Consider the following 20,782-nt stretch of genomic DNA (forward strand, 5'->3'; position numbering starts at 1 on the left):
CTAGGTCACTTCCCCCGAATTAGGTACGCATTATGCACGCGGGTTCGCTATGCGCACACCTGCCGACAATACGATTTCGTACTGCACCCCCAACCACCTGCAAAAACGCCGTTCCCGTTATCTAGCGCACAAATACGTTGCGCGTGATCCCCCAATCACATTCCGAAAATCGTGATGCACATTATAGTTTCCGTTCAACACACCCCGACTCATACAAAGGGAGGCCCCGTGTCTACAACTTCGACCCAGCCCGCCACGGCGGAGCATCACCACGAGTACCCAGCGGACAGAAAGTCCCTCGGTGCCAGCCTCGTTGGCCAGATCCTGGAATGGTTTGAGTGGAGCTCGTACGCGGTGTTCACACCGTTCATCGCCGCCGCGATGTTCCACAAGGCCGACCAGACCTCTGCGCTTCTGGCCACCTTCGGCGTCTTCGCCGTCGGCTTCCTTGTCCGCCCACTCGGCGGCATCATCTTCGGCCACATCGCAGACCGCAAGGGCCGCAAGTCGGTCCTGATGACCACCATCATCATGATGGCGGTCGCCTCCGTCGCGATCGGCCTGCTGCCCTCCTACGAAACGGTCGGCATCTGGGCTTCCGTCGGCCTGCTGCTCATCCGCGTCATCCAGGGCTTCGCCCACGGCGGCGAGTCCGCTGCGGCAAACAGCTACATCCCGGAGATCGCCCCGCCGTCCAAGCGCGGCAAGTGGGGCTCGATGGTCTACTTCTCCATCTTCGGCGGCTCGGTCATCGCCTACATCATCGGCGGCTGCATCTCGCTCGTGCTTTCCGACGATCAGATCGCGGCCTGGGGCTGGCGCATCCCGTTCTGGCTCAGCGCTTTCGCTGCGGTCTTCGCTCTCTACATGCGCCGCAACATGAAGGAGTCCGACCACTTCACCGAGCTCGACGAGGCCGTGGCCAACGAGGACGATGACCGTCGCGCCCACGAGGCCGTGGACCAGAGCGTCAACCGCCGTTCCCCGCTGCTGAACATTCTGCTGGTCATCGGCATGGTCTCCGGTGTCACCGCGTCCCACTACACCTGGACGTCTTACGTTTCCACCTACGCCATCTCGCAGCAGGGCATGTCCACCCAGGGCGCGTACTGGGTCACCGTGTTCGCCCAGTCCGCCGGCCTGATCGCCCTGCCGCTGTGGGGCGCCCTGTCCGACAAGATCGGCCGCAAGCCGGTGATGTACATCTTTGCCATCCTGCTGGCGATCCTGCAGCTGCCGCTCATGGGTCTTATCGACGATCGACCGTGGACCCTGCTGGTTGCCTCCACCCTGGCCATCATCGTGGTCGCTGCCGGCGGCGCGCTGCTCTCCTCGATCATGTCCGAGGTCTTCCCCACCGACCAGCGCACCCGCTCCATCGGCCTTGCCTACTCCATCTCGGTGGCAGTCTTCGGTGGTACCGCGCCGTACATCTTCCAGTGGTTCATTGCCCACGACATGGCATGGGCATCCGGCACCTACGTCATCGCAATGGCCATCCTGACCCTGATCAGTATGTTCATCCTGCCGGAGACGAAGGGCATCGATCTGCGCCACGCATAAACTGCTTAAGCTTGCGCAACGCAGAATGAGGCGCAGGGCCGAGACGTTAGTTCTCGCCCTGCGCTTCTGCTTTGCGCCAGCGGATACCGGCCTCAAGAAAGCCGTCGAGATCGCCGTCGAGGACCTTTTGCGGGTCACCGACCTCGTAGTTGGTGCGCAGATCCTTCACCATCTGGTACGGGTGCAGCACGTACGAGCGCATCTGGTTGCCCCAGGAGGCGTTGCCGCCCGCGCCGAGCGCGTCGAGCTCGGCCTTTTCTTCCTGCCGCTTCTTCTCCAAAAGCTTGGACTGCAAGACGTTGAGCGCAGAAGCCTTGTTCTGAATCTGGGACTTCTCGTTCTGGCAGGTCACCACGATGCCGGTGGGCACGTGGGTGATGCGGACCGCGGAGTCCGTCGTGTTCACGCTCTGCCCGCCGGGTCCCGAGGAGCGGTAGACGTCGACGCGGATATCCGAGTCCGGGATGTCGATGTGGTCGGTGCGCTCGACCACGGGCAGCACCTCCACTTCCGCAAAGGAGGTCTGGCGGCGACCCTGGTTATCAAAGGGGCTGATACGCACCAACCGGTGCGCGCCCTGCTCCACCGAGAGCTGGCCGTACATGTAGTCGCCGTGAACGACGAAGGTGGCGGACTTGATGCCCGCCTCCTCGGCATAGGAAATGTCGTACACGTCGACCCTGTGCCCGTGCTTCTCCGCCCAGCGGGTGTACATGCGCATGAGCATCTCGGCCCAGTCGGCAGCGTCCACGCCACCAGCGCCGGAGCGGATGTTCACCACGGCCTCGCGCGCGTCGTACTCACCCGAAAGCATCGTCTGCACCTCGAGCGACTCCACCTTCGCCTCGACGTCCGCGAGCTCCTCGGCGGCCATGTCGGGCGCGCCTTCTTCTTCTGCAAGCTCGACCATCACCGGCAGGTCGTCGATACGCTCGCGCAGGGAGGTCACTTTGCGCAGACGGGCCTGCACATTGGACAGCTCGGAGGTCACCGTCTGGGCGTGCGCGGGGTCGTCCCACAGCGAGGGGTCGGCGGCCTGCTGCTCGAGTTCCCGGATGCGCGCGGCCATCTCCTCGAGGTCCATCACTTTTTCAATGGTGGTGAGCTTCGAATCGAGGTCCGTAATGCGCGTCTGAGTCTCCGGTTGCATACCAGCGAAGTCTAGTCCAGCGGGTCTTCGCCGGGCGAACGCGTGCGCACAATACTGTGGGTCACCATGGATTGGCTCGTACTCATTGTCTCCGGCACGTTCGAAGCGGTGTGGGCGATCGCGCTCGACCGCTCCCAGGGCTTTACACGCCTGTGGCCCTCGGTCATCTTCTTTGTCGCCCTCTGTATTTCTATGGGCGGGCTCGCCTACGCCCTGCGCACGCTGCCAGTGGGCAGCGGCTACGCGGTGTGGGTAGGCGTAGGCGCAGGCATCGCGGTCCTCTTTTCCTTCGCGACCGGCCAGGAACCCGTAACACTGGCGAAGATCCTGTGCCTGCTGATGATTATCGGCGGGATCGTCGGTCTGAAAATGACTGTCTAAAGGGGGATAATGGGCCGCATGACGTCCACTGCTGAATTCATCGAGGCCCACCGCGCATCCGACGACGCCACGCTCGCCGCCGCACTGGTCACCCACGCCGGCCAACTCGCGCTTCACATGCGCGAGGCAGGCCTGACCACGGATTACAAGACCTCGGTCTCCGACGTGGTCACGGAGGCGGACCGCACAGCGGAAGCCTTCGTCGCGGAGGTGCTCGAGGCGCTGCGCGGCGAGGATGGCGTGCTCGGCGAGGAGGGGGCCTCACGCGCCTCCTCCACCGGGAGGACTTGGGTGGTCGACCCGGTCGACGGCACCTACAACTTCTCCCGCGGCTCGGACTACTTCTGCTCCGCGCTCGCGCTTACCGACGACAGCGCCGCGGACACCCCCCTCGTCGGCGCCGTCCACCGCCCCGCACTCGACACGACGTGGCTGGCACACGCGGGCGAGTTCACGGTCAACGGTGAGCGTGCGGGTGGGGTGAGCGGGGCGTCGCTAAGCAACGAAGCCCTGCTGACGTACCTCCACCCGACGTACATGAAGCAGGCACCGGTGCGCGAGGCGTGGCTGCGCGTAGTAGAGGATGCCGCGACGGTGCGGATGTGCGGCGCCGGCTCGGTCGACCTCGCCACGATCGCCGCGGGCCAGGCTGGGGCGTGGCTGCAGCACTCAGTGGCGGACTGGGATTGGCTGCCCGGCAAGGCGCTGGTGGAGGCCGCCGGCGGGCGCGCGCGCAAGGTGGACGCGGGCGGCGTGACATGGTGCGTGGCGGGTGGCGCGCAGATTGTGGAGGAGATCACGTCTAGACTCAAGGATCATGAGTAACTACGCCGATGACCTCGCGCTCGCGCTCGAACTCGCCGACGCCGCGGACGCACTCACCCTCGACCGCTTCGAATCCGCCGACCTGAAGGTCGAGTCGAAGCCGGACATGACCCCTGTCTCCGACGCGGACCTCGCCGTGGAGGAGGCGCTGCGGGCCACGCTCGCGCAGTCGCGGCCCGCGGACGCCGTGCTGGGCGAGGAGTTCGGCGGCGAGGCGGTCTTTTCCGGCCGCCAGTGGGTCATCGACCCGATCGACGGGACGAAGAATTTCGTGCGCGGCGTGCCGGTGTGGGCCACGCTCATCGCGCTGCTTGTCGACGGCGAGCCGGTCGTCGGCGTCATCTCCGCCCCCGCACTCGCGCGCCGCTGGTACGCCTCCGCCGGCGGCGGTGCCTGGCGCAGCTTCAACGGCGGGGAGCTGAAAAAGCTGGAGGTCTCGGGCGTCAACTCGCTTGCCGACGCCTCGCTGGCCATGTCCTCACTCGAGGGCTGGAAGGCACGGGGTTTGCAGGAGAAGTTCATCGGGCTGACCGAGCAGACCTGGCGGCTGCGCGGCTACGGCGACTTCCTCGGCTACTGCTTCGTGGCCGAGGGTGCGGTCGACATCGCGGCCGAGCCGGAGGTCTCGCTGTGGGACCTCGCGGCCCTATCCGTGCTGGTACGCGAGGCAGGCGGGCGCTTTACCTCGCTAGCTGGCGAGGACGGCCCGCACGGCGGCGACGCGGTGGCCACCAACGGACTGCTGCACGAGGACGTGCTGAAGGCGCTGCACTAGCCCTTTATGGCAGGCGGAAGCCGTTGTTCAGGTCGCTTAAGACCGCGTCCATGCGCGCCGAACCGGTCGGCGCGTGGATCGGGCCCTGCAGCGGGGAGGCGCACTGGACGTCGAAAGGTGCCGGGAACATTCCGCCGTTGATCAGGCCGACGAGGCGGTCGCCGGTAAACAGCGGCGCGCCGGAGTCGCCCTGCATGGCGCAGACGTGGTTGACGTTCATCGTGCCCCAGTCCGAAAGGGTCGCACCACAGGTCGTGCCGGAGGCGACGCCCTTCTTGCACACGTTCTGCCCGCGCGGGAGCGGCTTCGAGCCCAGGTGGTTGATGGTCACGCCGTCGTAGGAGCGGGTGACCTCGGCGTTGGAGCCAAGCTCGATGAGCGCGTAGTCCAGCTCGCGGTTGACCTTCACGATGGTGCCCGACGGTCCGAGCTGCCAGGAGTCCGCAGAGGTGACCGGGTCCCCTTCCTTGCCGCAGTGGCCGGCGGTAAGCGCGTACTTGTTGCCTTGCTCGCCGTAGCCCGCGACGGTCACGGTGCACATCACCTCGGTCGGTCCGGCACCCACGTAGATCGGGGTGCTGGGACCATAGAGGGACTTGCCGCGCTGCTGGGCGTCTTTGGCGGCTTGGGGGGTGCGCGGGGCGTCGTGAAGCGAGCCCGGCACGCGGTGCAGCACGCGGTCGGCGAAAGGCTTGCCGGCGAGCACCTTCGAGGGCATGTCGGTGCGGAAGTTGTAGTTCGGGTCGACTTGCGCCTGCGCCGGTGCGGCTACGCAGGCGACGGTAGCCAGCGCGGCGGCGGCGAAGGCGACGAGACGGCGACGAAACATGGACACGCTCCCTTAGTTAGCCCCAACAGAAACTCCCATATACATTGCCATGCTTTTGCCTCAATTTCCTCATCCGCCACACCCATTTAGGTAGCTAGAGTGGTGCCATGACTGACGCACTCACTCTCACCGGCCGATTCGCACCCTTTGAAGCTTCCCTCGACCACACCCGCGCCGAGCGCGAGGAACTCTACAAGTGGTTCCACCAACACCCGGAGCTCGCGCTCGAAGAATTCCAAACCAGCGTCCGCATCGGCGAAGAGCTTGCCGACCTGGGGGTGGAGGTCATCCCCGTCGGCATTACCGGCAAGGTCGGCGTGCTGCGCAACGGCGACGGGCCCACCGTCTGCTTCCGCGCCGACTTCGACGCGCTGCCGATTGCCGAGGACACCGGACTCGAGTACTCCGCCGATCCGGCGCTGGGCCGTTTCCACGCCTGCGGCCACGACATGCACACCGCCGCCCTGCTCGGCGCAACGAAGCTACTCGCCGAGCACAAAGATGCCTGGTCCGGCACGTTTATCGCCCTGTTCCAGCCCGCGGAGGAAAACGGCGCGGGCGCGCAAGACATGGCGGATAACGGGCTCGCCGAGAAGGTGCCCACCCCCGAGGTGGTCTTAGGCCAGCACGTCGGCCCCATGATCCCCAACTACGGCGTAGGCGCGCTGTCGGGCCCGATCTGCACGACCTGCGTCCAGACCAAGATCACGATCCACGGCACGGGCGCGCACGGCTCCATGCCGGAGAAGGGCGTGGACCCGGTGGTCATCGCTGCGCACGTGATCACTCGCCTGCAGACGATCGTGGCGCGCGAGCTCGCCCCGCAGGAGATGGGCGTGGTCACCGTCGGCGCTATCCACGCCGGGAATTCACCCAACACCATCCCGTCCACCGCGGAGCTGTCCGTGAGCACCCGCGCGTTCACCACTGCGGTGAGCGACCAGCTCAACGAGGCAATCCGCCGCATCACCCGCGCCGAGTGTGCCGCCGCCGGTGCCCCCGAGCCGACCTTTACCCACCTCGGCGGCGCGCCCGAGTTCCACAACGACGAGGCCACCACGGAGACCGTCATGGCCGCGTTCCACGAGCAGTTCGGCGATCGGGTCGGCGATTTCGGCCGCCTCTGCGGCTCGGAGGACTTCCCCACCATCGCCAACGCCTTCGGCGCACCGTACTTCTACTGGTTCGTGGGCAGCAGCGCCGACATCGACACCGCCCCGTCAAACCACTCACCGCATTTCGCCCCTGACCTGCAGCCCACGCTCGATCAGGCCACCCGCGCCATCATCGTGTCCTCCTCCCCCTGGCTCATGCGTTAGCCCTCTGGTAAAAGTTAGGCGCATGCAACGACTCATCGTCCCAGACCTCGCCCGCGGCACCGCGCTCCTCGGCATCGCACTTGCCAACGGCTCGCTCATCTGGATGGTCAACGACGCCTCACAGCCCGGGTCCGCCCCCGGGTGGACCCTGGGTGGCGTTGCGGAGGGCTCGCTTATCGACGCCGCGCTGGCCCTCTTCGCAGCCCTTTTCGTCCACACCCGCGGCCTGCCCATGTTCGCCACGCTGCTCGGCTTCGGCTTCGGTCTCGTCGTCGCCAGCCTCTACCGTAAGGACTACCCGGCGGCACAGGCGCGGCGGGTCCTCGCGCGCCGCTACGGGGCGCTCGCGCTCTTCGGCCTTGCCCACATGGTCTTGCTGTTTTATGGCGACATCATGACCATGTACGGCTTCGTCGGGCTGGTCCTCGCCGCGATGTTTGCGCTGTCGACGAAGGTGCTACGCATTATTGCCTATACCTGCCTCGGGATCTACGTCCTGTTGACCTCACTCATCGGCGTGACCTCGCTGTTTCTTCCTGAGTTCGCGCACGAGATGGCCGAAAGCAGCATTCCGACGATGAATGCCGAGGCCACGACCTTCGGCGCCTACTTTGCGGACAACCTTGGCGGGGCCGGGGAAATGCTCATCTCTACCCCGTTCATCCTGTTAGAGCTCGTCCCGCTCGCCGCGATCGGCTATGTCTGGGCAAAAGAGGGCGTGCTGGTGAACCCACAAGCACACAGGCGCACCCTGTGGACATGGACCTTCATCACCGCAGCAATCATCCTCTGCGTCGGCTTACCGTGGGGCCTCTCTGCTGTCGGCGTGCTCAACCCCGAGCTGGAGGTAGGCCTGTTCCTGCTCAATACCGCCGTCGGTAGCCTGACCGGCCCGGGCATCCTCGCTGCGCTCGCGCTCGCCACCGCGCACCTGCACAACGCGACGCCGAAGTGGACCTACCCGCTGGTTGCGCTGGGCAAGCGCTCCATGTCCGGGTACCTGGCGCAGACCTTCTTCTTCCTCGCGCTGGTCTACCCGTTTAGCTTGGGGTTGGGACAGGACTGGACCGTCAGCGGCAAGCTCGCGCTTAGCGCCGGAGTGTGGCTGGCCACCGTACTCATTGCGACCGCGCTCGAGGCGGCTGGCAAACAGGGGCCGTTTGAGTGGGCGCACCGCCACGTCTCCTACGGCAAAACAGGAAGGATTGAACCGCACCGTGATCGTGCTGAAATCGCTGGATGAAATGACGCCGCGTGAGCTCCACGCGCTGTACAAGCTGCGCGTTGACGTCTTCGTCGGCGAGCAACAGTGCCCGTTCAATGAGATCGACGACCAGGACGCTGACCCGGAGACAAAGCACATCCTTGCGCTTGCCGACGACGGCACGCTTGCAGGCTGTGCACGCGTCTTCCCCACCGACAGCGGCTCACGCTTCGGACGCTTCGTCGTCCACCCTTCGCACCGCGGCTCCGGCATCGGGCCAGACATTGTGCGCGCCGGCATCGAGTACACCACCCGCTGGCCCGGCGACCTCATCGTCGAGGCCCAGTCCGGCCTAGTCGGCTACTACTCCCGCTTCGGGCTGGTCGCCGAGGGTGAGGAGTTCTTGGACACAGGCGTCCCTCACCGCCGCATGCGGCTCGCGAGAGCCTGACGCACTGAAGAGTCAGGGAGCAACATGATCTACGTGGTGTTTGGTGCAGTGGTCGCGTTCTTCGTCTCCTTCTGCATCGTGGTCGTGGGCTACCTCATCCACGTTGCTACGAAGCGGAAGGTGCTTTCTCCATACCGCTTCTTAGTGGTGATGGTGTCACTCGCACCGGTTTTTCTGCTCTACGACGTGCTGAGCGATGGGATGCCTAGCGGTCTCTTCAACTATGCGGTCAGTGGCTACCTCATTACCGCGGTACTCATCAGCGCCCTGTGGCGAATCACAACGCGCCCACCCGACCGACCCTAGGGCAGCAGCACCTCCCAGGTAACCTCAACGTCTATGAGAGCTCTCGCCCGCGTGGCCGCGCTGACCGCTGCCGCGATTGTTACTGTCACCTCTGCAACCGCCGCTCCTGCGAGCGCACAGCCCGGGGGGCAATGTTGTCGTCTTCGGCGACTCTTTCGCCTCGAACCCGGACCAGTACCGGGACACCGCGCTGAAGTTCTTTAACCGGTGGGGCTCGTCGACGTCTTCGACGCGGATCTCACAGTCCACCCGCAGCCAAGCCGGCTGCCTGCAGGGACCGAACAACTGGCCTAGCCAGCTCGATGCGCGCACGCACAGCCCGGTCGCGGACTGGTCGTGCACGGGCCACCGCTCGAAGGATCTGCCGGGCCATGTGGATCACGCGATTCGCGCCGGTGCGCTTAATCGCCACACCCGTGCGGTGACGTTTGCCGTCGGGATTAATGATCAGTGGCGGCCCTTCATCGATGGCGAGAGCGCAGACCCGCAGCACATCCGCGCGCGGTATTTCCAGAACATCAAGGATGCGGCGGCAAAGGTCCGTGCGGTCGCGCCCGAAGCACACATCATCATCCCCGGCCTGCTCCCGGTCACCGGCGGCGGCCAACTCTGCCTGATCAACGTGGTACCGAATGCGCCGCTCGGCGTACCTGCTCCGCGCGTGGCGGAGTGGGAGCAGCGCGCGCAGAACGACCAGCGCGCGGCTGCCCAGCTCATCGGTGCAACGTTTATTGATATTCGGGCGCGATCTACCGGTCACAGCACCTGTGCGAAGGACGCGGACCGGTGGGTGGCAGGCATCATCGACACCACCACCCCTGGCTACAACATGGTGCTCCACCCCTCCAACGCCGGGTCCGCCTTCGTAGCGGACCAGGTCGCGCAGGCGCTCTAGCGCTTACTTCGGGTCTTCCTGCTCGACCCAGTTCACCTTGGAGCCGGCCTTCGGCTGGCCGTCGCTGGAGACTTGGACGTCCTCGCCGAGGATGAGCGACTCCTCCAAGCGCCAGGTGCCCTCTTCCGCGTCGTACTCGAACTCGGGACGGTCGACAGGGTTGCCCTCCGAGTCGTAGCCCGGGGCGGGCTTGTTCTCGCCCTCCTCCAGCTTCTCGGCCGTGTCGGTCTTCTCCCACTGACGAGAGCGGTAGCGGCGCGCAGCGGCGGAGTCGTCGTTCATGGCCTTGACCAAGGACCACATCATGACGAAGTAGGTGATGAAGAACGGGAAGGCGATGATGATCACCACCTCCTGTAGCGCGGCGATGCCGGAGTCATTAATAAACAGCAGCGCGGCGGTCACCAGACCGACGGCGATCACCCAACCCACGCGGTAGTACACCGGAGACTTGTTTTCTTCGCCGCTGGCGAACATGTCCATCACAAGTGCCGCAGAGTCCATGGAGGTGACGAAGTACATCACGATGACAAACAATGCGACAGCGCCGGTGAACGCATAGAGCGGGTACTCAGCCAGCAGGCTGAACAGGGCGCGCGGGGTATCGCCTTCCTCCACCACTGGCTGTGTGAGCACGCCGGGTTTTTCTGCCTCCATCTCCATGGCCGCGCGGCCGAAGATGGAAAACCAGATGAGGTCGAAGGTAGCGGGCAACAGGATCGTGCCCCCGATGAACTCACGGACGGTGCGCCCTCGAGAGATGCGGGCGAAGAACATGCCGACAAAGGGGGACCAACAGATGGTCCACGCCCAGTAGAAGGCGGTCCAGGTGGCGTGCCAGCCTGGGTTGTCATTGTAGGAATCCACCCAGAACATCAGCTCGGGCAGCGAATTCGCGTAGATGCCAAAGGACTCCGTGACCTGTCCGATCAGCGCGAGCGTCGGGCCGGTCACCAGAACGAAGAACATTAAGAAGATCGTTGCGGCGATATTGAGGTTGGACAGGATCTTCACACCCTTGTCCAGGCCGGTCGCCACGGAGATACACGCTGCGACGGTGATGAACAAGATGATGGCCAGCTGGACCGGGGTGATCAGCGGGACGTCCCAGAGGATGTTCAGTCCTGCGGAGATCTGCAGCACGCCCAGTCCCACGGAGACGCCGAGGCCGAAGATGGTGCCGATGATTCCGAGGGCGTCGAGAAGCTTGCCGGGCGTCTCGTAGACGCGGCGGCCCAGCAGCGGGGCGAACATGGAGGACATACGCGCCGGCATCTTGCGCTTGTATACGAAGTAGCCGATGGCCAGTCCGGGCAGCGCGAAGATTACCCACATGTGGATACCGAAGTGGTAGAAGGTGAACTCGAAGGCCTGGACGATGGCTTCGCGGCTCATTGAGTCCATGTCGCCGCGCGGCGGACTATACGCGTGGTGCAGCGGTTCGGCCGCGCCCCAAAACATGAGGGTCGCGCCCATGCCTGCGGCGAAGAGCATGGCGAACCAAATTGGGTAGCTGTACTCGGGTTCGTCCTCGTCGTCGCCAAGCCGCATGTTGCCGTAGCGGGATACAAAGATGACGATGAGGAAGACGAGCACCGCGGAGATGCCGCCGATATACATCCAGGTGAAGTGGTCCATGAGGAACCCGGACACATCAGCGTAGAGGGCTCGCGCGCGGTCGCCGAAGGCGATCGTCGCGGCTACGAAGAGCACGACGAAGCCGAGCGATGCACCAAAGATGAGTGGGTCGGTTTGCAGGCTGCGTTTGCGAGCCATGACTATCCAATCGTTGGGGACAAAATGGTGACCAGTGTACGCGAAAATCATACTTTCCCCGGGCTTGCTACAATTAGGTAGCTAGTGAAGGGGAGTAGCCCGCAATCGGTTGTTCGACATACTGGCGCGCCGCGCCCGGACAACCGGCTCGACCGCCGCAGCGCGTTGCTGGCCGAGTGAGCGAGACCTTCGGACCGTATCTACACGCGGCGCCGAAGCGCCCCTATTTTGGGAGGATCAGCATGGCTGACATGCCCCCGTCACTCCGCAAAGAGCAGCAGATTCTGGAACGCTTCATGTGGCTGTCCATCGCTGTTTCCATTGCCACCATCGTGCTGAAGATGATCGCCGCCTGGGTCACTGGCTCGGTGGGCTTTCTTTCCGACGCCATCGAGACGGTGATCAACTTCGTCGCCGCCGTCGTCGGCCTGTGGGCCCTGAAGCTGTCGGCAAAACCAGCGGACGAGAACCACAATTTTGGCCACTCTAAGGCTGAATATTTTTCCGCACAGGTGGAGGGCTCGCTTATTTTGGTGGCAGCGGTGGCCATCATTTACACCTCTATCGACCGGTTGCTCAACCCACAGCCGCTGGAGCAGCTCGGCATCGGCCTGGTGTTCTCCGTGATTGCCGCGCTGCTCAACGCCGCCGCCGGCTACGCCCTGGTGCGCGCGGGCAAGCGCTACCGCTCCATCACGCTCGAGGCTGACGGCAAGCACCTGCTTACCGACGTGCTGACCACCGTGGGTGTCATCGTGGGCATGGCACTCGTCGCCATCACCGGGTGGGAGATCCTGGACCCGATCGTGGCGCTGCTCGTTGGTGCCAACATTTTGTTCACCGGCTTCAAGCTGCTTCGCAGCGCCATTTTGAGCCTGCTGGCGGAGGTGCTGCCCGATGAGGAGCTGAGCAAACTCAACACCTTCCTCGATGACTTTGCCGCCAAAAACGGGGTGACGTTTACCTCCGTGCGCACCGCAGCTTTCGGGCGCGAGCGCCTGATCAGTCTGGTTATGCAGGTGCCGGGCGAGTGGACCGTCTCCTACGCCCACGCGCACGCCGACGAGGTGGAAGCCGGCATCGCCGACACACTCGGCGCAGCGGAAACCATCATCCACGTCGAGCCCTTCGGCTACACCACCCGTACGGGCCCCCTCTTTAGCGAATCGCTAACAAAGCCCAGGTAAACGGGGTAATCTGAGAAGTGAAACCAGTGAAAGGATGACCGATCATGTGGGTCACACAATCGATGGACACCTACCCCCAGGGCAACCACTGCCGCGGTTACGTTGTCGGGTTTTTCACCCCGGAGGGGACGTGGCGCGATGCACCGCTGCCTCCCGAGTCTTTAAGGCTCAATCCCGAAAACGTCGCTGAGGACGCCAGCGACCCCGATTTCTGTTACCTCTACGCAAAAGACGACGCGGTCCGCTACGTGAACTATCTCAATGGCGGCGCTGCGTTGTAAGCCGCTACACTCTATGACGCAATCCCACACGGGCGCCCCACGGTAGGGGCTGAGATCGCGCTACACGCCGCGCGGGCACCGTCCGAACCTGTCTGGTTAGCACCAGCGAAGGAAGTTGAAGGAGTGTCATGACTGACGCCTACGCGCAAGAAATCCACCGCAAACACGCATACGCGCCGCTGCGGAAGAACGGGCTCGAGGTCCCCGAGACCGCAGTCCACCTGGATGACTCCCCCACCGGACCGAACGCGCCGTTCAAGCTCTACCGCACGCGCGGTCCCTGGGCCGAACCGGAGGAGGGCCTACCCGCGCTGCGCAGCGAGTGGGTCCACGCCCGCGGCGACGTTGAGGAGTACTCAGGCCGCCAGCGCAATCTGCTTGACGACGGCACCCGTGCCGCCAAGCGCGGCGCCGCCTCCGAAGAGTGGCGCGGCGAAAGCCGCACGCCGCTGCGCGCAAAGGCTGGCAAACGCGTCACCCAGATGGCCTACGCCCGGCGCGGCGAGATCACCCGCGAGATGGAGTTCGTAGCCCTGCGCGAGCACTGCGACGTGGAAAAAGTCCGCGCCGAGGTCGCCGCGGGCCGCGCGATTATCCCCAACAACATCAACCACCCGGAGAGCGAGCCGATGATCATCGGCAACGCGTTTTTGACCAAGATCAACGCCAACATCGGCAACTCCGCGGTCACCTCCTCCATCCGCGAGGAGGTGGACAAGCTGCGTTGGGCCACCCGCTGGGGCGCGGACACCGTGATGGACTTGTCCACCGGCAACGACATCCACACCACTCGCGAGTGGATCCTGCGCAACTCGCCTGTGCCGATCGGCACGGTGCCGATCTACCAGGCGCTGGAGAAGGTAAACGGCATCGCCGAGGACCTGACCTGGGAGATCTTCCGCGACACGGTCATCGAGCAGTGCGAGCAGGGCGTGGACTACATGACCGTACACGCCGGCGTACGCCTGCCGTTCGTGCCGCTGACCTCCAAGCGCGTGACCGGTATCGTCTCCCGCGGCGGCTCGATCATGGCAGGCTGGTGCCTGGCGCATCACAAGGAGAGCTTCCTCTACGAGAACTTCGACGAGTTGTGCGAGATCTTTGCCCAATACGATGTCGCCTTCTCGCTTGGCGACGGCCTGCGCCCCGGCTCCATCGCCGACGCGAACGACGCCGCGCAGTTCGCCGAGCTGAAGACCATCGGCGAGCTGTGCAAGCGCGCCTGGGATTATGACGTCCAGGTGATGATCGAGGGCCCCGGCCACGTGCCCCTGGACAAGATCCAGCTGAACAACGAGAAGGAAGAACAGTGGTGCGGCGGCGCCCCCTTCTACACGCTTGGCCCCCTGGTGACCGACATCGCGCCCGGCTACGACCACATCACTTCCGCGATCGGCGCGGCCCACATCGCCGCCGGCGGCACCGCGATGCTCTGCTACGTCACCCCGAAAGAGCACCTGGGGCTGCCGAACAAGGACGACGTGAAGACCGGTGTGATTACCTACAAGGTTGCCGCACACGCCGCCGACGTGGCGAAGGGCCACCCGGGCGCGAGCGACTGGGACGACGCGATGAGTAAGGCCCGCTTCGAGTTCCGATGGGAGGATCAGTTCGCGCTCTCGCTCGACCCGGACACCGCGCAGGCCTACCACGACGAGACGCTGCCCGCAGAGCCCGCGAAGACCGCACACTTCTGCTCCATGTGCGGGCCGAAGTTCTGCTCCATGCGCATCTCCCAGGACATCCGCGACGAGTTCGGCGATCAAGTTGACGCGGCTTTGGACGCGGACACGCAGCAGACGATCCAGAACTTAGGGCTTCCCTCGCTCGCCGTCGGGGAGGAACAGATGGCGGAGAAGTTCCGCGAGGAGGGCTCCCAGGTCTACCTGCGCGCTGATGCCGCAGCCGTAGACAAGTAATACCAGGTTGCACCGGGTAGACTTCGACACATGGTGGAGACACAACGCCGCTCGAAGAAACGCCCGCCCGCGCTAGCCAGTAAAGGCCCCCAGCTGAGCAAAAAGCAGCTGGTGGGCCTGGTTTTGGGCGTGGTCTGCTTCCTCATCCCGTTCTTCGTCCAGATCCCGGACCTGTCCACGCCCGGACACCGGATGCTGTCGATCTTCCTGCTCGCCATCGTCTTCTGGGTGCTCGAGCCCGTGCCGCTGACGGCGACGGCGGTGCTGGTCATCCTGCTCGAAGTCCTCCTGCTTTCCGACGGCGCGCTGATCGACCCCACCGGCGGAGACCCCGCGCTTGCCGAGCAGCTGCTGCCCGCCTCCGCGTACTTCTCCGCGCTGGCCCACCCGGTGATCATCCTCTTCTTAGGCGGATTCATGATCGCCCACGGGGCGGAGAAGTTCGGGCTGGACCGCAACCTCGCGGCTATCATGCTGCGCCCCTTCCCGGACAAGGCACGCCTCACCGTGCTGGGGCTGATGCTGATTACCGCCGTGCTCAGCATGTTCATGTCGAACACGGCCACCACGGCGACGATGTTCGCGGTGGTCATCCCAATCCTCAAGACGCTGCCCGAGGGCAAGGCGCGCGCCGGTGTGGCACTCTCAATCCCGCTCGCCGCAAACGTCGGCGGCATCGGCACCCCGGTTGGCACGCCCCCGAACGCGATCGCGATCGGCGCGCTCGCCGAGCACGGCATCCGTGTGTCCTTCGTGGACTGGATGCTCATGGCGGTGCCGTTTATGCTGGTCGTCCTCGCCTTTGCGTGGGTCTCCCTCTGCCTCGTCTTCATCCCCGCCGAGACCCGGATCTCCATCGACATGCGCTCGAAGTGGAACACCGCTACCGACGCGAAGCTCTTCTACGCCGTCGCCGGTCTCACCATCCTGTTGTGGATGAGCGAGCCGCTCCACGGCATTTCCTCCAACACGGTCGGTTTCATCCCCGTCGTCGTACTGCTGTGTCTTCAGGTGATGAAGGGCAAGGACGTCCAAGCACTCGACTGGCCGGTGTTGTGGCTGGTCTCCGGCGGGATAGCTCTCGGCACGGGCGTGGGTGCCAGCGGCCTGGACGAGTGGCTGGTCGGCTCGGTCAGCTGGGAGGTCATGGGCGCACTCGCGATCCTCGCCGTGCTCGGCCTGATCGGCTTTGGCATGGCGAACGTGATCTCGCACTCCGCGGCCGCCAACCTGCTCGTCCCGCTGGCGGTCTCGCTGGCGCTCTCGCTCGACGGCATCGACCCGATCGTCGTCGCCGCAGTCGTAGCGATCGCCTGCTCGCTGGGCATGGCCCTGCCGATCTCCACCCCGCCAAACGCGATTGCGTACGCCACCAAGGAAATCTCCATCCCACAGATGGCGCTGGTCGGGCTCGTGGTCGGCACCGCGGCCACCCTATTGCTGATCTTCGCCCTGCCGCCCGTCTGGCAGCTGATGGGGCTGGTGTCCTAAATGCTGCCACGCTCCACCCTCGCCATCGTGGGCAAGTCCCAGGCCACACGCGCCGTGCAGCAGGTGGTCAACGAGGCGCTCGGCGGCACGCACGACATCCTCGCCGCCGATAATGTGGAGCACCTGCGCTCGCTTCTCGACGGCGACCCGCTCGCCCTCGTCACCGTCACCGTCCACGAGGACGGCCTCGCCGCCGACCACCCGCTGTTGGAGCTGATCTCCGAGCCCGGTTTTGAGTACACCCGCGTGATGGTGCTGACCACCGCCCCCGAGATCGCGGGCCTGGACGCGCTCACGGACATGGGCCGGCTCGACATGCTCGTGTTCACCCCGGCGATCAAGCCGGAAGCACTCCTGCACAACATCCAGCAGCAGCTCAACCGCTACTGGTACATGCGCGCCAAGCGCGACCCCTCGATCGCCGGCACCTTCGACTTGCCAGAGGTCACCGAGCTGGACGTCGGGCTGACGGACCAGGAGATCATCACCCGCATCATCGAAGCCGCAGACAAGCACCTGGGCTACCAACCGCGCCTGACCTTCCCTCCTGGGGTCTACCTGACGAAGGAGGGCCACTACGTCGAGGAGGTCATCTTCGCGCTCTCCGGTCAAGTGCTGCTGCAGCGCTTTACCGACGCCGGCGATATCGTCATGCACCACGCCTCCACCGGGCATGTGATCGGCCTGCTCGCGCTTGCGAGCAACCGGGTCGGCTTCTTCACCGCGCGTACCACCACCGAGGTGGTCGCCGTCCAGTTGCCCACCGAGCAGGTCGACTACCTCATCCGCCAGGAGCCGGAGCTTTCGCGCCTGTTCAATATCCTGTTTGTGCGCTCCTACGACCGCCGCCTGCGCCGCGCCGAAGACATCCAGATCGAGCAGCACGAGCTCACCGCGCAGTTGGAAGAAGAACGGGCGCGGCTGACCACGGCGCTGCACAACCTCGAGGCGGCGCGCCGCGAGCTGATGAGCCAGGCGCGCTTCGCCTCGCTCGGCGAACTCGCCGCCGGCGTGGCCCACGAGCTGAACAACCCAATGGCGGCGATCGAGCGCACCGCGGACCACCTTGCCGAAGACGTCGAAGGACTCATCACCTCCAGCCCAAACCGCAGGTGGCGGGAGGCGACCAGCCACGCGCTGGAGGCCGCGCGCAGCTCGCATGCGGTGAGCACCAAGGAGGCCCGTGCGCTGCGGCGCGAGCTGACCGAAGTCACCGGCGATAGGGCGCTCGCCCAGCGCTGGGTGCTCGCCGGCCTGCACGACGTGGAATTTGCCAAGCAGGTGCGCGCTAATCGACGCTTGGACTACGAGACGGTGGAGCACGCGGCGTCGATAGGCACTGCCCTGCGCAACCTCTCCACCGCATCGACGCGCATTACGCAGCTGGTGGCCTCCCTGCGCGCCTACGCGCGGCCTGACGGCGACCCGGTCACCGACGTGGACGTGCACCAGAGCATCGAAGACACCCTGCAGCTGATCGCCCACAAACTACGCGGCGTGGAGATCAAAAGAGATTTCGCCGAGCTGCCGCACGTGACGTGTACGCCAGGGCAGATCGCGCAGGTGTGGACGAACCTGATCACCAACGCCGCCGAGGCGATCGAGGAGTCCGGCAAAGGCTCCACCATCACCATCCGCACGAGCGTGCCGAAGACCGGGTGGGTGCGCGTCGAGGTCATCGACGACGGACCGGGCATCCCGCCTGAGCGCATCGATAAGCTCTTCGAGCCCCGCTTCACCACGAAGAATGGGGAGGTCCGCTTCGGCATGGGCATCGGCTTAAGCATCTGCCGCGGCATCGTCAGCGCACACCACGGCACGATCGAACTGACCTCTTCTACCAACGGCACCTGTGCCACCGTGGGCCTGCCCATCGACGGCCCGCACGCACACGACGAAGGAGACACACCATGAACCTTGCCATCCTGATCCTTGAGGACGAGGCGGAAGTCCGCGCCGCCGTTGAGCGCGACCTTTTGCCCTTTGCCGAGCACATCCGCGTGGAGGTCGCCTCCGACGTGGAGGAAGCGTGGGAGGTGATCGACGAGCTCACCGAAGACGGCGACGTACTCGCGCTCGCGCTGTGCGACCACCGCATGCCCGGCACCACCGGCGTGGAGTTCTTGGTCCAGATGATGGACGACGACCGCACCGCCGCCACCCGCAAAGTCCTGGTCACCGGCCAGGCCCAGCTGCGCGACACGGTCCGCGCGGTCAACGAGGCCAACCTGGACCACTACATTGCCAAGCCTTGGGACGTCGACGAGCTGCACCAGGTAGTGCGCACCATGCTCACCGACTACGTCGAGGACATGGATATCGATCCCCTGCCCTACCTCGACGTGCTCGACGCCTCGCGCGCGATGGAGCTTGTGCGTCGGCGCTAGGGGACGTTCCACCCCATACGGGGTGAGATTGTCAAAATCGCTGGTGACAGGCCTAGCGTGGTGGCTATGCAGTTGCCAAAGTTTGGCCCCGCGTGGGCCGGCGCCTTGATGGGCACTTCTATCGCCTCCACGTTGTCTGGGCTCCACGGTCTGCACGTAGGCCAGCTCGTGTTCGCCCTGATCGCGGCATTGTTGCTGCTGATCTTCACCGCAGGCGCGCGCAATGCGCCTCCCCAGCACCAGAACATGGCGGCGTGGGGCATGTACACGATGGGGCTTCTCGCGTGCGGCTCGGCGTGGACTGCGCTGACCGGCAACGACGCCTTCCAGCTAGCCAGCTGGTGGATCGGCGCACCGCTGTCCGTCGTGGTCTGCCTCTGGCAACTGTGGGCGCTGTGGAAACTGCCGCACCACTACGACACACCAGCGTTCCCATGGGGACTCGCCCTGGTCACGCCCATGGTCGCAGCCACCTCCGGCGGCCAGCTCGCCGCACACCACGGGCAGTTCTACCACTACGCCGGCGAGGTGTGCTTCTTCCTCACCTTCCTCACGGCCATCCCACTGTTCGCCTACTGCTACTGGTGCTTCGCCCGCCGCAGCTACCGGCCCCGCGGCGCGGCAGCCGGCACCGCCTGGATCCCCCTCGGGGTGGTCGGTCAGTCGACGGCAGCCTCAGCCGTGCTTTTCGACGCCCACCGCTACGGCATCATCATGTTCACCATCGGTGCCCCGTGTGTCCTCTTCGCGATGTACTGCTTCTACCACGCAGTCTTTTCCTGGGCATCGTACGGCCCGGGTTGGTGGGGTTCTACCTTCCCGGTCGGCACGCTGTCCCTGGGCGCCTGGTACGAGGGTTGGCACGCGCTGTCTTTCGCTCTACTCATGCTGCTCTTCGGGCACTGGGGCGTGTCCGCGTTGCGCTACGGGGCTTGGCGTGTTCAGCGGACGTAACTGGCGGGTCCGGCTTCGGAGAGTATAGAAAAGTGGAACCATTTTTATCTCCTGGTCCACTTCTGGAAGAACAAGTGTTGCGCGCGTGCATTTAGTAACACCGTGGTGAGTATCGGGTAACGCGATGGTGAGTATCGAGTAACACTGCTGTTTTCGGGGGAAACTCTTTGGTGACCGCGTGACTTCAGGGCACGCGGCATTGCCAAAGGAGTCCGATTGTGACTGACTACAGGGCGGTGATGGACCTTGTGCTCAAAGGCTGGTCCGTTCGCCAGATCACAGCGACGATGGGATGCTCGCATTCCACCGTGCAAAAAGTTCGTAAGGTGCTGCAAGCAGAGCAGATCACGACCACGGCCCAGATTGCTGGGCTTAATGATGAAGCTGTAGCTGTGCTGTTTCATGATGGAAGATCCACAGGTCAGGGTGTGTTCGTCCCGATCGATTTCGATTCCGTGGTGAAAGCACGGACCGGAAGACATAAGACCACGCTGCAGGTCCTGTGGGGCAAGTACACCTCAACGCCAGCGCTGCCGGGGCAGCGGTACTACAGCTACGAGCGCACTTTCGCATTTTTGCCCGTACTATTTCGTCATTGATGTTGCTCATGGTTCACGCTCCTTCTAGTTTTCGTAGTGGTCAGCAGGCCGGATGAAAACGGCGTCAGCTGCGTCGTTGGTAAGCGGGGTGCTTGGGTGTTGTTGGTTCTTCGTCGCGGGCTGTGTGCTTCGCCCTGGTGCAGCAGGGTGCTGCTGCGCGTGCGCAATGTCAGTCTGGATGCGCTTGATCACAGCCATAGTTGGAGCCAGCTTCTTTTCTAAGACCTGCTGGCACGCCGGCTCGAGGGTGGCTTTGCTGTGCTTTTTGCCCAGGTTGGCCAGCACGTTGCGTGCTTGGAGAAGTCCGCGGGGGACGGCGGCACTATTACGATCGAGGATCATCGCTATGACCGTGTGCGTTGCAGAACCGAACGACGAGGCCCAAGCCAAAAGTTCGTCGCGGGTGAGCGCCTTGTGGCCTTCGTCATCGCTGCTTGGCCCATGGTTGGGATCAGTGGAATACCGGTATTTAAATCCGTGAAGACGTGTG

General features: G+C 64.5%; 20 protein-coding genes, 1 pseudogene and 1 riboswitch. Of the genes and pseudogenes, 17 read left to right on the plus strand and 4 right to left on the minus strand.

What is annotated here, in order from left to right; all coding sequences use genetic code 11:
• Positions 1-228: 228 nt before the first annotated feature.
• Positions 229-1,563, plus strand: a complete 1,335-nt coding sequence (locus HMPREF2990_RS01305) for an MFS transporter (protein ID WP_070762305.1) — start codon at positions 229-231, stop codon at positions 1,561-1,563.
• A 46-nt stretch (positions 1,564-1,609) separates the two neighbouring features.
• Here HMPREF2990_RS01305 and prfB read toward each other — a convergent pair whose 3' ends face one another.
• Positions 1,610-2,713 (minus strand): peptide chain release factor 2, encoded by a 1,104-nt coding sequence (gene prfB, locus HMPREF2990_RS01310; protein ID WP_070762306.1) that lies wholly within the window; start codon positions 2,711-2,713, stop codon positions 1,610-1,612.
• A 66-nt stretch (positions 2,714-2,779) separates the two neighbouring features.
• Here prfB and HMPREF2990_RS01315 point away from each other — a divergent pair, with 66 nt between their 5' ends.
• From HMPREF2990_RS01315 to hisN, 3 genes are read left to right on the plus strand one after another with little or no spacing between them, the layout of a single operon-like run.
• Positions 2,780-3,094, plus strand: a complete 315-nt coding sequence (locus HMPREF2990_RS01315; RefSeq protein ID WP_070762307.1) for a DMT family transporter — start codon at positions 2,780-2,782, stop codon at positions 3,092-3,094.
• 18 nt (positions 3,095-3,112) lie between these two features.
• Positions 3,113-3,919: an inositol monophosphatase family protein gene (locus HMPREF2990_RS01320; RefSeq protein WP_246817386.1), complete on the plus strand. Its 807-nt coding sequence runs from the start codon at positions 3,113-3,115 to the stop codon at positions 3,917-3,919.
• Positions 3,912-4,694, plus strand: coding sequence for a histidinol-phosphatase (hisN, locus tag HMPREF2990_RS01325; protein WP_070762309.1), 783 nt, complete (start codon positions 3,912-3,914; stop codon positions 4,692-4,694). The genes HMPREF2990_RS01320 and hisN overlap by 8 nt, the downstream gene beginning before the upstream one ends.
• Before the next feature lie 4 nt (positions 4,695-4,698).
• On the opposite strand, the gene HMPREF2990_RS01330 is transcribed toward hisN, so the two are convergent.
• Complete coding sequence (locus HMPREF2990_RS01330; protein ID WP_070762310.1) at positions 4,699-5,523, minus strand: S1 family peptidase; 825 nt, start codon at positions 5,521-5,523, stop codon at positions 4,699-4,701.
• Between the two features lie 107 nt (positions 5,524-5,630).
• On the opposite strand from HMPREF2990_RS01330, the gene HMPREF2990_RS01335 reads away from it, so the two are divergent.
• The 5 genes from HMPREF2990_RS01335 to HMPREF2990_RS12280 all read left to right on the plus strand — a co-directional run bounded on the left by HMPREF2990_RS01335 (position 5,631) and on the right by HMPREF2990_RS12280 (position 9,698).
• A complete protein-coding gene (locus tag HMPREF2990_RS01335; protein WP_070762311.1) occupies positions 5,631-6,842 on the plus strand; it encodes an amidohydrolase in 1,212 nt (403 codons plus the stop codon).
• 22 nt (positions 6,843-6,864) lie between these two features.
• Positions 6,865-8,085, plus strand: coding sequence for a DUF418 domain-containing protein (locus HMPREF2990_RS01340; RefSeq protein WP_070762312.1), 1,221 nt, complete (start codon positions 6,865-6,867; stop codon positions 8,083-8,085).
• The gene (locus HMPREF2990_RS01345) at positions 8,060-8,497 is read left to right on the plus strand and encodes a GNAT family N-acetyltransferase (protein WP_083316920.1); all 438 of its coding nucleotides are present in this window, start codon (positions 8,060-8,062) and stop codon (positions 8,495-8,497) included. The genes HMPREF2990_RS01340 and HMPREF2990_RS01345 overlap by 26 nt, the downstream gene beginning before the upstream one ends.
• Positions 8,498-8,521: 24 nt before the next feature.
• Positions 8,522-8,803, plus strand: coding sequence for a hypothetical protein (locus HMPREF2990_RS01350; RefSeq protein ID WP_070762313.1), 282 nt, complete (start codon positions 8,522-8,524; stop codon positions 8,801-8,803).
• 76 nt (positions 8,804-8,879) lie between these two features.
• Positions 8,880-9,698 (plus strand): GDSL-type esterase/lipase family protein, encoded by an 819-nt coding sequence (locus tag HMPREF2990_RS12280; RefSeq protein WP_168167100.1) that lies wholly within the window; start codon positions 8,880-8,882, stop codon positions 9,696-9,698.
• Positions 9,699-9,701: 3 nt separating this feature from the next.
• On the opposite strand, the gene HMPREF2990_RS01360 is transcribed toward HMPREF2990_RS12280, so the two are convergent.
• Entirely contained in the window at positions 9,702-11,474 is a 1,773-nt protein-coding gene (locus tag HMPREF2990_RS01360) for a BCCT family transporter (RefSeq protein WP_070762315.1), read from the minus strand.
• A gap of 242 nt (positions 11,475-11,716) precedes the next feature.
• Between HMPREF2990_RS01360 and HMPREF2990_RS01365 the strand changes: the two genes are divergently transcribed.
• The 8 genes from HMPREF2990_RS01365 to HMPREF2990_RS01400 all read left to right on the plus strand — a co-directional run bounded on the left by HMPREF2990_RS01365 (position 11,717) and on the right by HMPREF2990_RS01400 (position 20,292).
• Positions 11,717-12,661, plus strand: a complete 945-nt coding sequence (locus tag HMPREF2990_RS01365; protein WP_246817387.1) for a cation diffusion facilitator family transporter — start codon at positions 11,717-11,719, stop codon at positions 12,659-12,661.
• A 44-nt stretch (positions 12,662-12,705) separates the two neighbouring features.
• The gene (locus HMPREF2990_RS01370; RefSeq protein ID WP_070762316.1) at positions 12,706-12,942 is read left to right on the plus strand and encodes a hypothetical protein; all 237 of its coding nucleotides are present in this window, start codon (positions 12,706-12,708) and stop codon (positions 12,940-12,942) included.
• An 18-nt stretch (positions 12,943-12,960) separates the two neighbouring features.
• A riboswitch (TPP riboswitch) is annotated at positions 12,961-13,073 on the plus strand.
• Positions 13,071-14,861: a phosphomethylpyrimidine synthase ThiC gene (gene thiC / locus HMPREF2990_RS01375; RefSeq protein ID WP_070762317.1), complete on the plus strand. Its 1,791-nt coding sequence runs from the start codon at positions 13,071-13,073 to the stop codon at positions 14,859-14,861. (Overlaps the previous riboswitch by 3 nt.)
• A 30-nt stretch (positions 14,862-14,891) precedes the next feature.
• Positions 14,892-16,352: an SLC13 family permease gene (locus HMPREF2990_RS01380; RefSeq protein WP_070762319.1), complete on the plus strand. Its 1,461-nt coding sequence runs from the start codon at positions 14,892-14,894 to the stop codon at positions 16,350-16,352.
• A complete protein-coding gene (locus HMPREF2990_RS01385) occupies positions 16,353-18,266 on the plus strand; it encodes a sensor histidine kinase (RefSeq protein WP_083316922.1) in 1,914 nt (637 codons plus the stop codon).
• Entirely contained in the window at positions 18,263-18,739 is a 477-nt protein-coding gene (locus HMPREF2990_RS01390; RefSeq protein WP_070762321.1) for a response regulator, read from the plus strand. The genes HMPREF2990_RS01385 and HMPREF2990_RS01390 overlap by 4 nt, the downstream gene beginning before the upstream one ends.
• 66 nt (positions 18,740-18,805) lie before the next feature.
• On the plus strand, positions 18,806-19,693 hold the full coding sequence (locus HMPREF2990_RS01395) for an SLAC1 family transporter (RefSeq protein WP_083316923.1): 888 nt from the start codon (positions 18,806-18,808) through the stop codon (positions 19,691-19,693).
• 218 nt (positions 19,694-19,911) lie between these two features.
• Positions 19,912-20,292: a helix-turn-helix domain-containing protein gene (locus HMPREF2990_RS01400; protein WP_070762323.1), complete on the plus strand. Its 381-nt coding sequence runs from the start codon at positions 19,912-19,914 to the stop codon at positions 20,290-20,292.
• A 24-nt stretch (positions 20,293-20,316) separates the two neighbouring features.
• Here the strand turns inward: HMPREF2990_RS01400 and HMPREF2990_RS12285 are convergent.
• A pseudogene (locus HMPREF2990_RS12285) lies at positions 20,317-20,782 on the minus strand (IS21 family transposase); the annotation flags it as partial.

Origin of the sequence: Corynebacterium sp. HMSC071B10 (genome assembly GCF_001814825.1) — a bacterium.
In the GTDB taxonomy this organism is placed as follows: domain Bacteria; phylum Actinomycetota; class Actinomycetes; order Mycobacteriales; family Mycobacteriaceae; genus Corynebacterium.

Coding starts and splice junctions, on each gene's coding strand:
- prfB (WP_070762306.1), bottom strand. CDS start 2,713: ATGCAACCGGAGACTCAGACGCGCATTACGGACCTCGATTCGAAGCTC.
- HMPREF2990_RS01315 (WP_070762307.1), top strand. CDS start 2,780: ATGGATTGGCTCGTACTCATTGTCTCCGGCACGTTCGAAGCGGTGTGG.
- HMPREF2990_RS01320 (WP_246817386.1), top strand. CDS start 3,113: ATGACGTCCACTGCTGAATTCATCGAGGCCCACCGCGCATCCGACGAC.
- hisN (WP_070762309.1), top strand. CDS start 3,912: ATGAGTAACTACGCCGATGACCTCGCGCTCGCGCTCGAACTCGCCGAC.
- HMPREF2990_RS01330 (WP_070762310.1), bottom strand. CDS start 5,523: ATGTTTCGTCGCCGTCTCGTCGCCTTCGCCGCCGCCGCGCTGGCTACC.
- HMPREF2990_RS01335 (WP_070762311.1), top strand. CDS start 5,631: ATGACTGACGCACTCACTCTCACCGGCCGATTCGCACCCTTTGAAGCT.
- HMPREF2990_RS01340 (WP_070762312.1), top strand. CDS start 6,865: ATGCAACGACTCATCGTCCCAGACCTCGCCCGCGGCACCGCGCTCCTC.
- HMPREF2990_RS01350 (WP_070762313.1), top strand. CDS start 8,522: ATGATCTACGTGGTGTTTGGTGCAGTGGTCGCGTTCTTCGTCTCCTTC.
- HMPREF2990_RS01360 (WP_070762315.1), bottom strand. CDS start 11,474: ATGGCTCGCAAACGCAGCCTGCAAACCGACCCACTCATCTTTGGTGCA.
- HMPREF2990_RS01365 (WP_246817387.1), top strand. CDS start 11,717: ATGGCTGACATGCCCCCGTCACTCCGCAAAGAGCAGCAGATTCTGGAA.
- HMPREF2990_RS01370 (WP_070762316.1), top strand. CDS start 12,706: ATGTGGGTCACACAATCGATGGACACCTACCCCCAGGGCAACCACTGC.
- thiC (WP_070762317.1), top strand. CDS start 13,071: ATGACTGACGCCTACGCGCAAGAAATCCACCGCAAACACGCATACGCG.
- HMPREF2990_RS01380 (WP_070762319.1), top strand. CDS start 14,892: ATGGTGGAGACACAACGCCGCTCGAAGAAACGCCCGCCCGCGCTAGCC.
- HMPREF2990_RS01385 (WP_083316922.1), top strand. CDS start 16,353: ATGCTGCCACGCTCCACCCTCGCCATCGTGGGCAAGTCCCAGGCCACA.
- HMPREF2990_RS01390 (WP_070762321.1), top strand. CDS start 18,263: ATGAACCTTGCCATCCTGATCCTTGAGGACGAGGCGGAAGTCCGCGCC.
- HMPREF2990_RS01395 (WP_083316923.1), top strand. CDS start 18,806: ATGCAGTTGCCAAAGTTTGGCCCCGCGTGGGCCGGCGCCTTGATGGGC.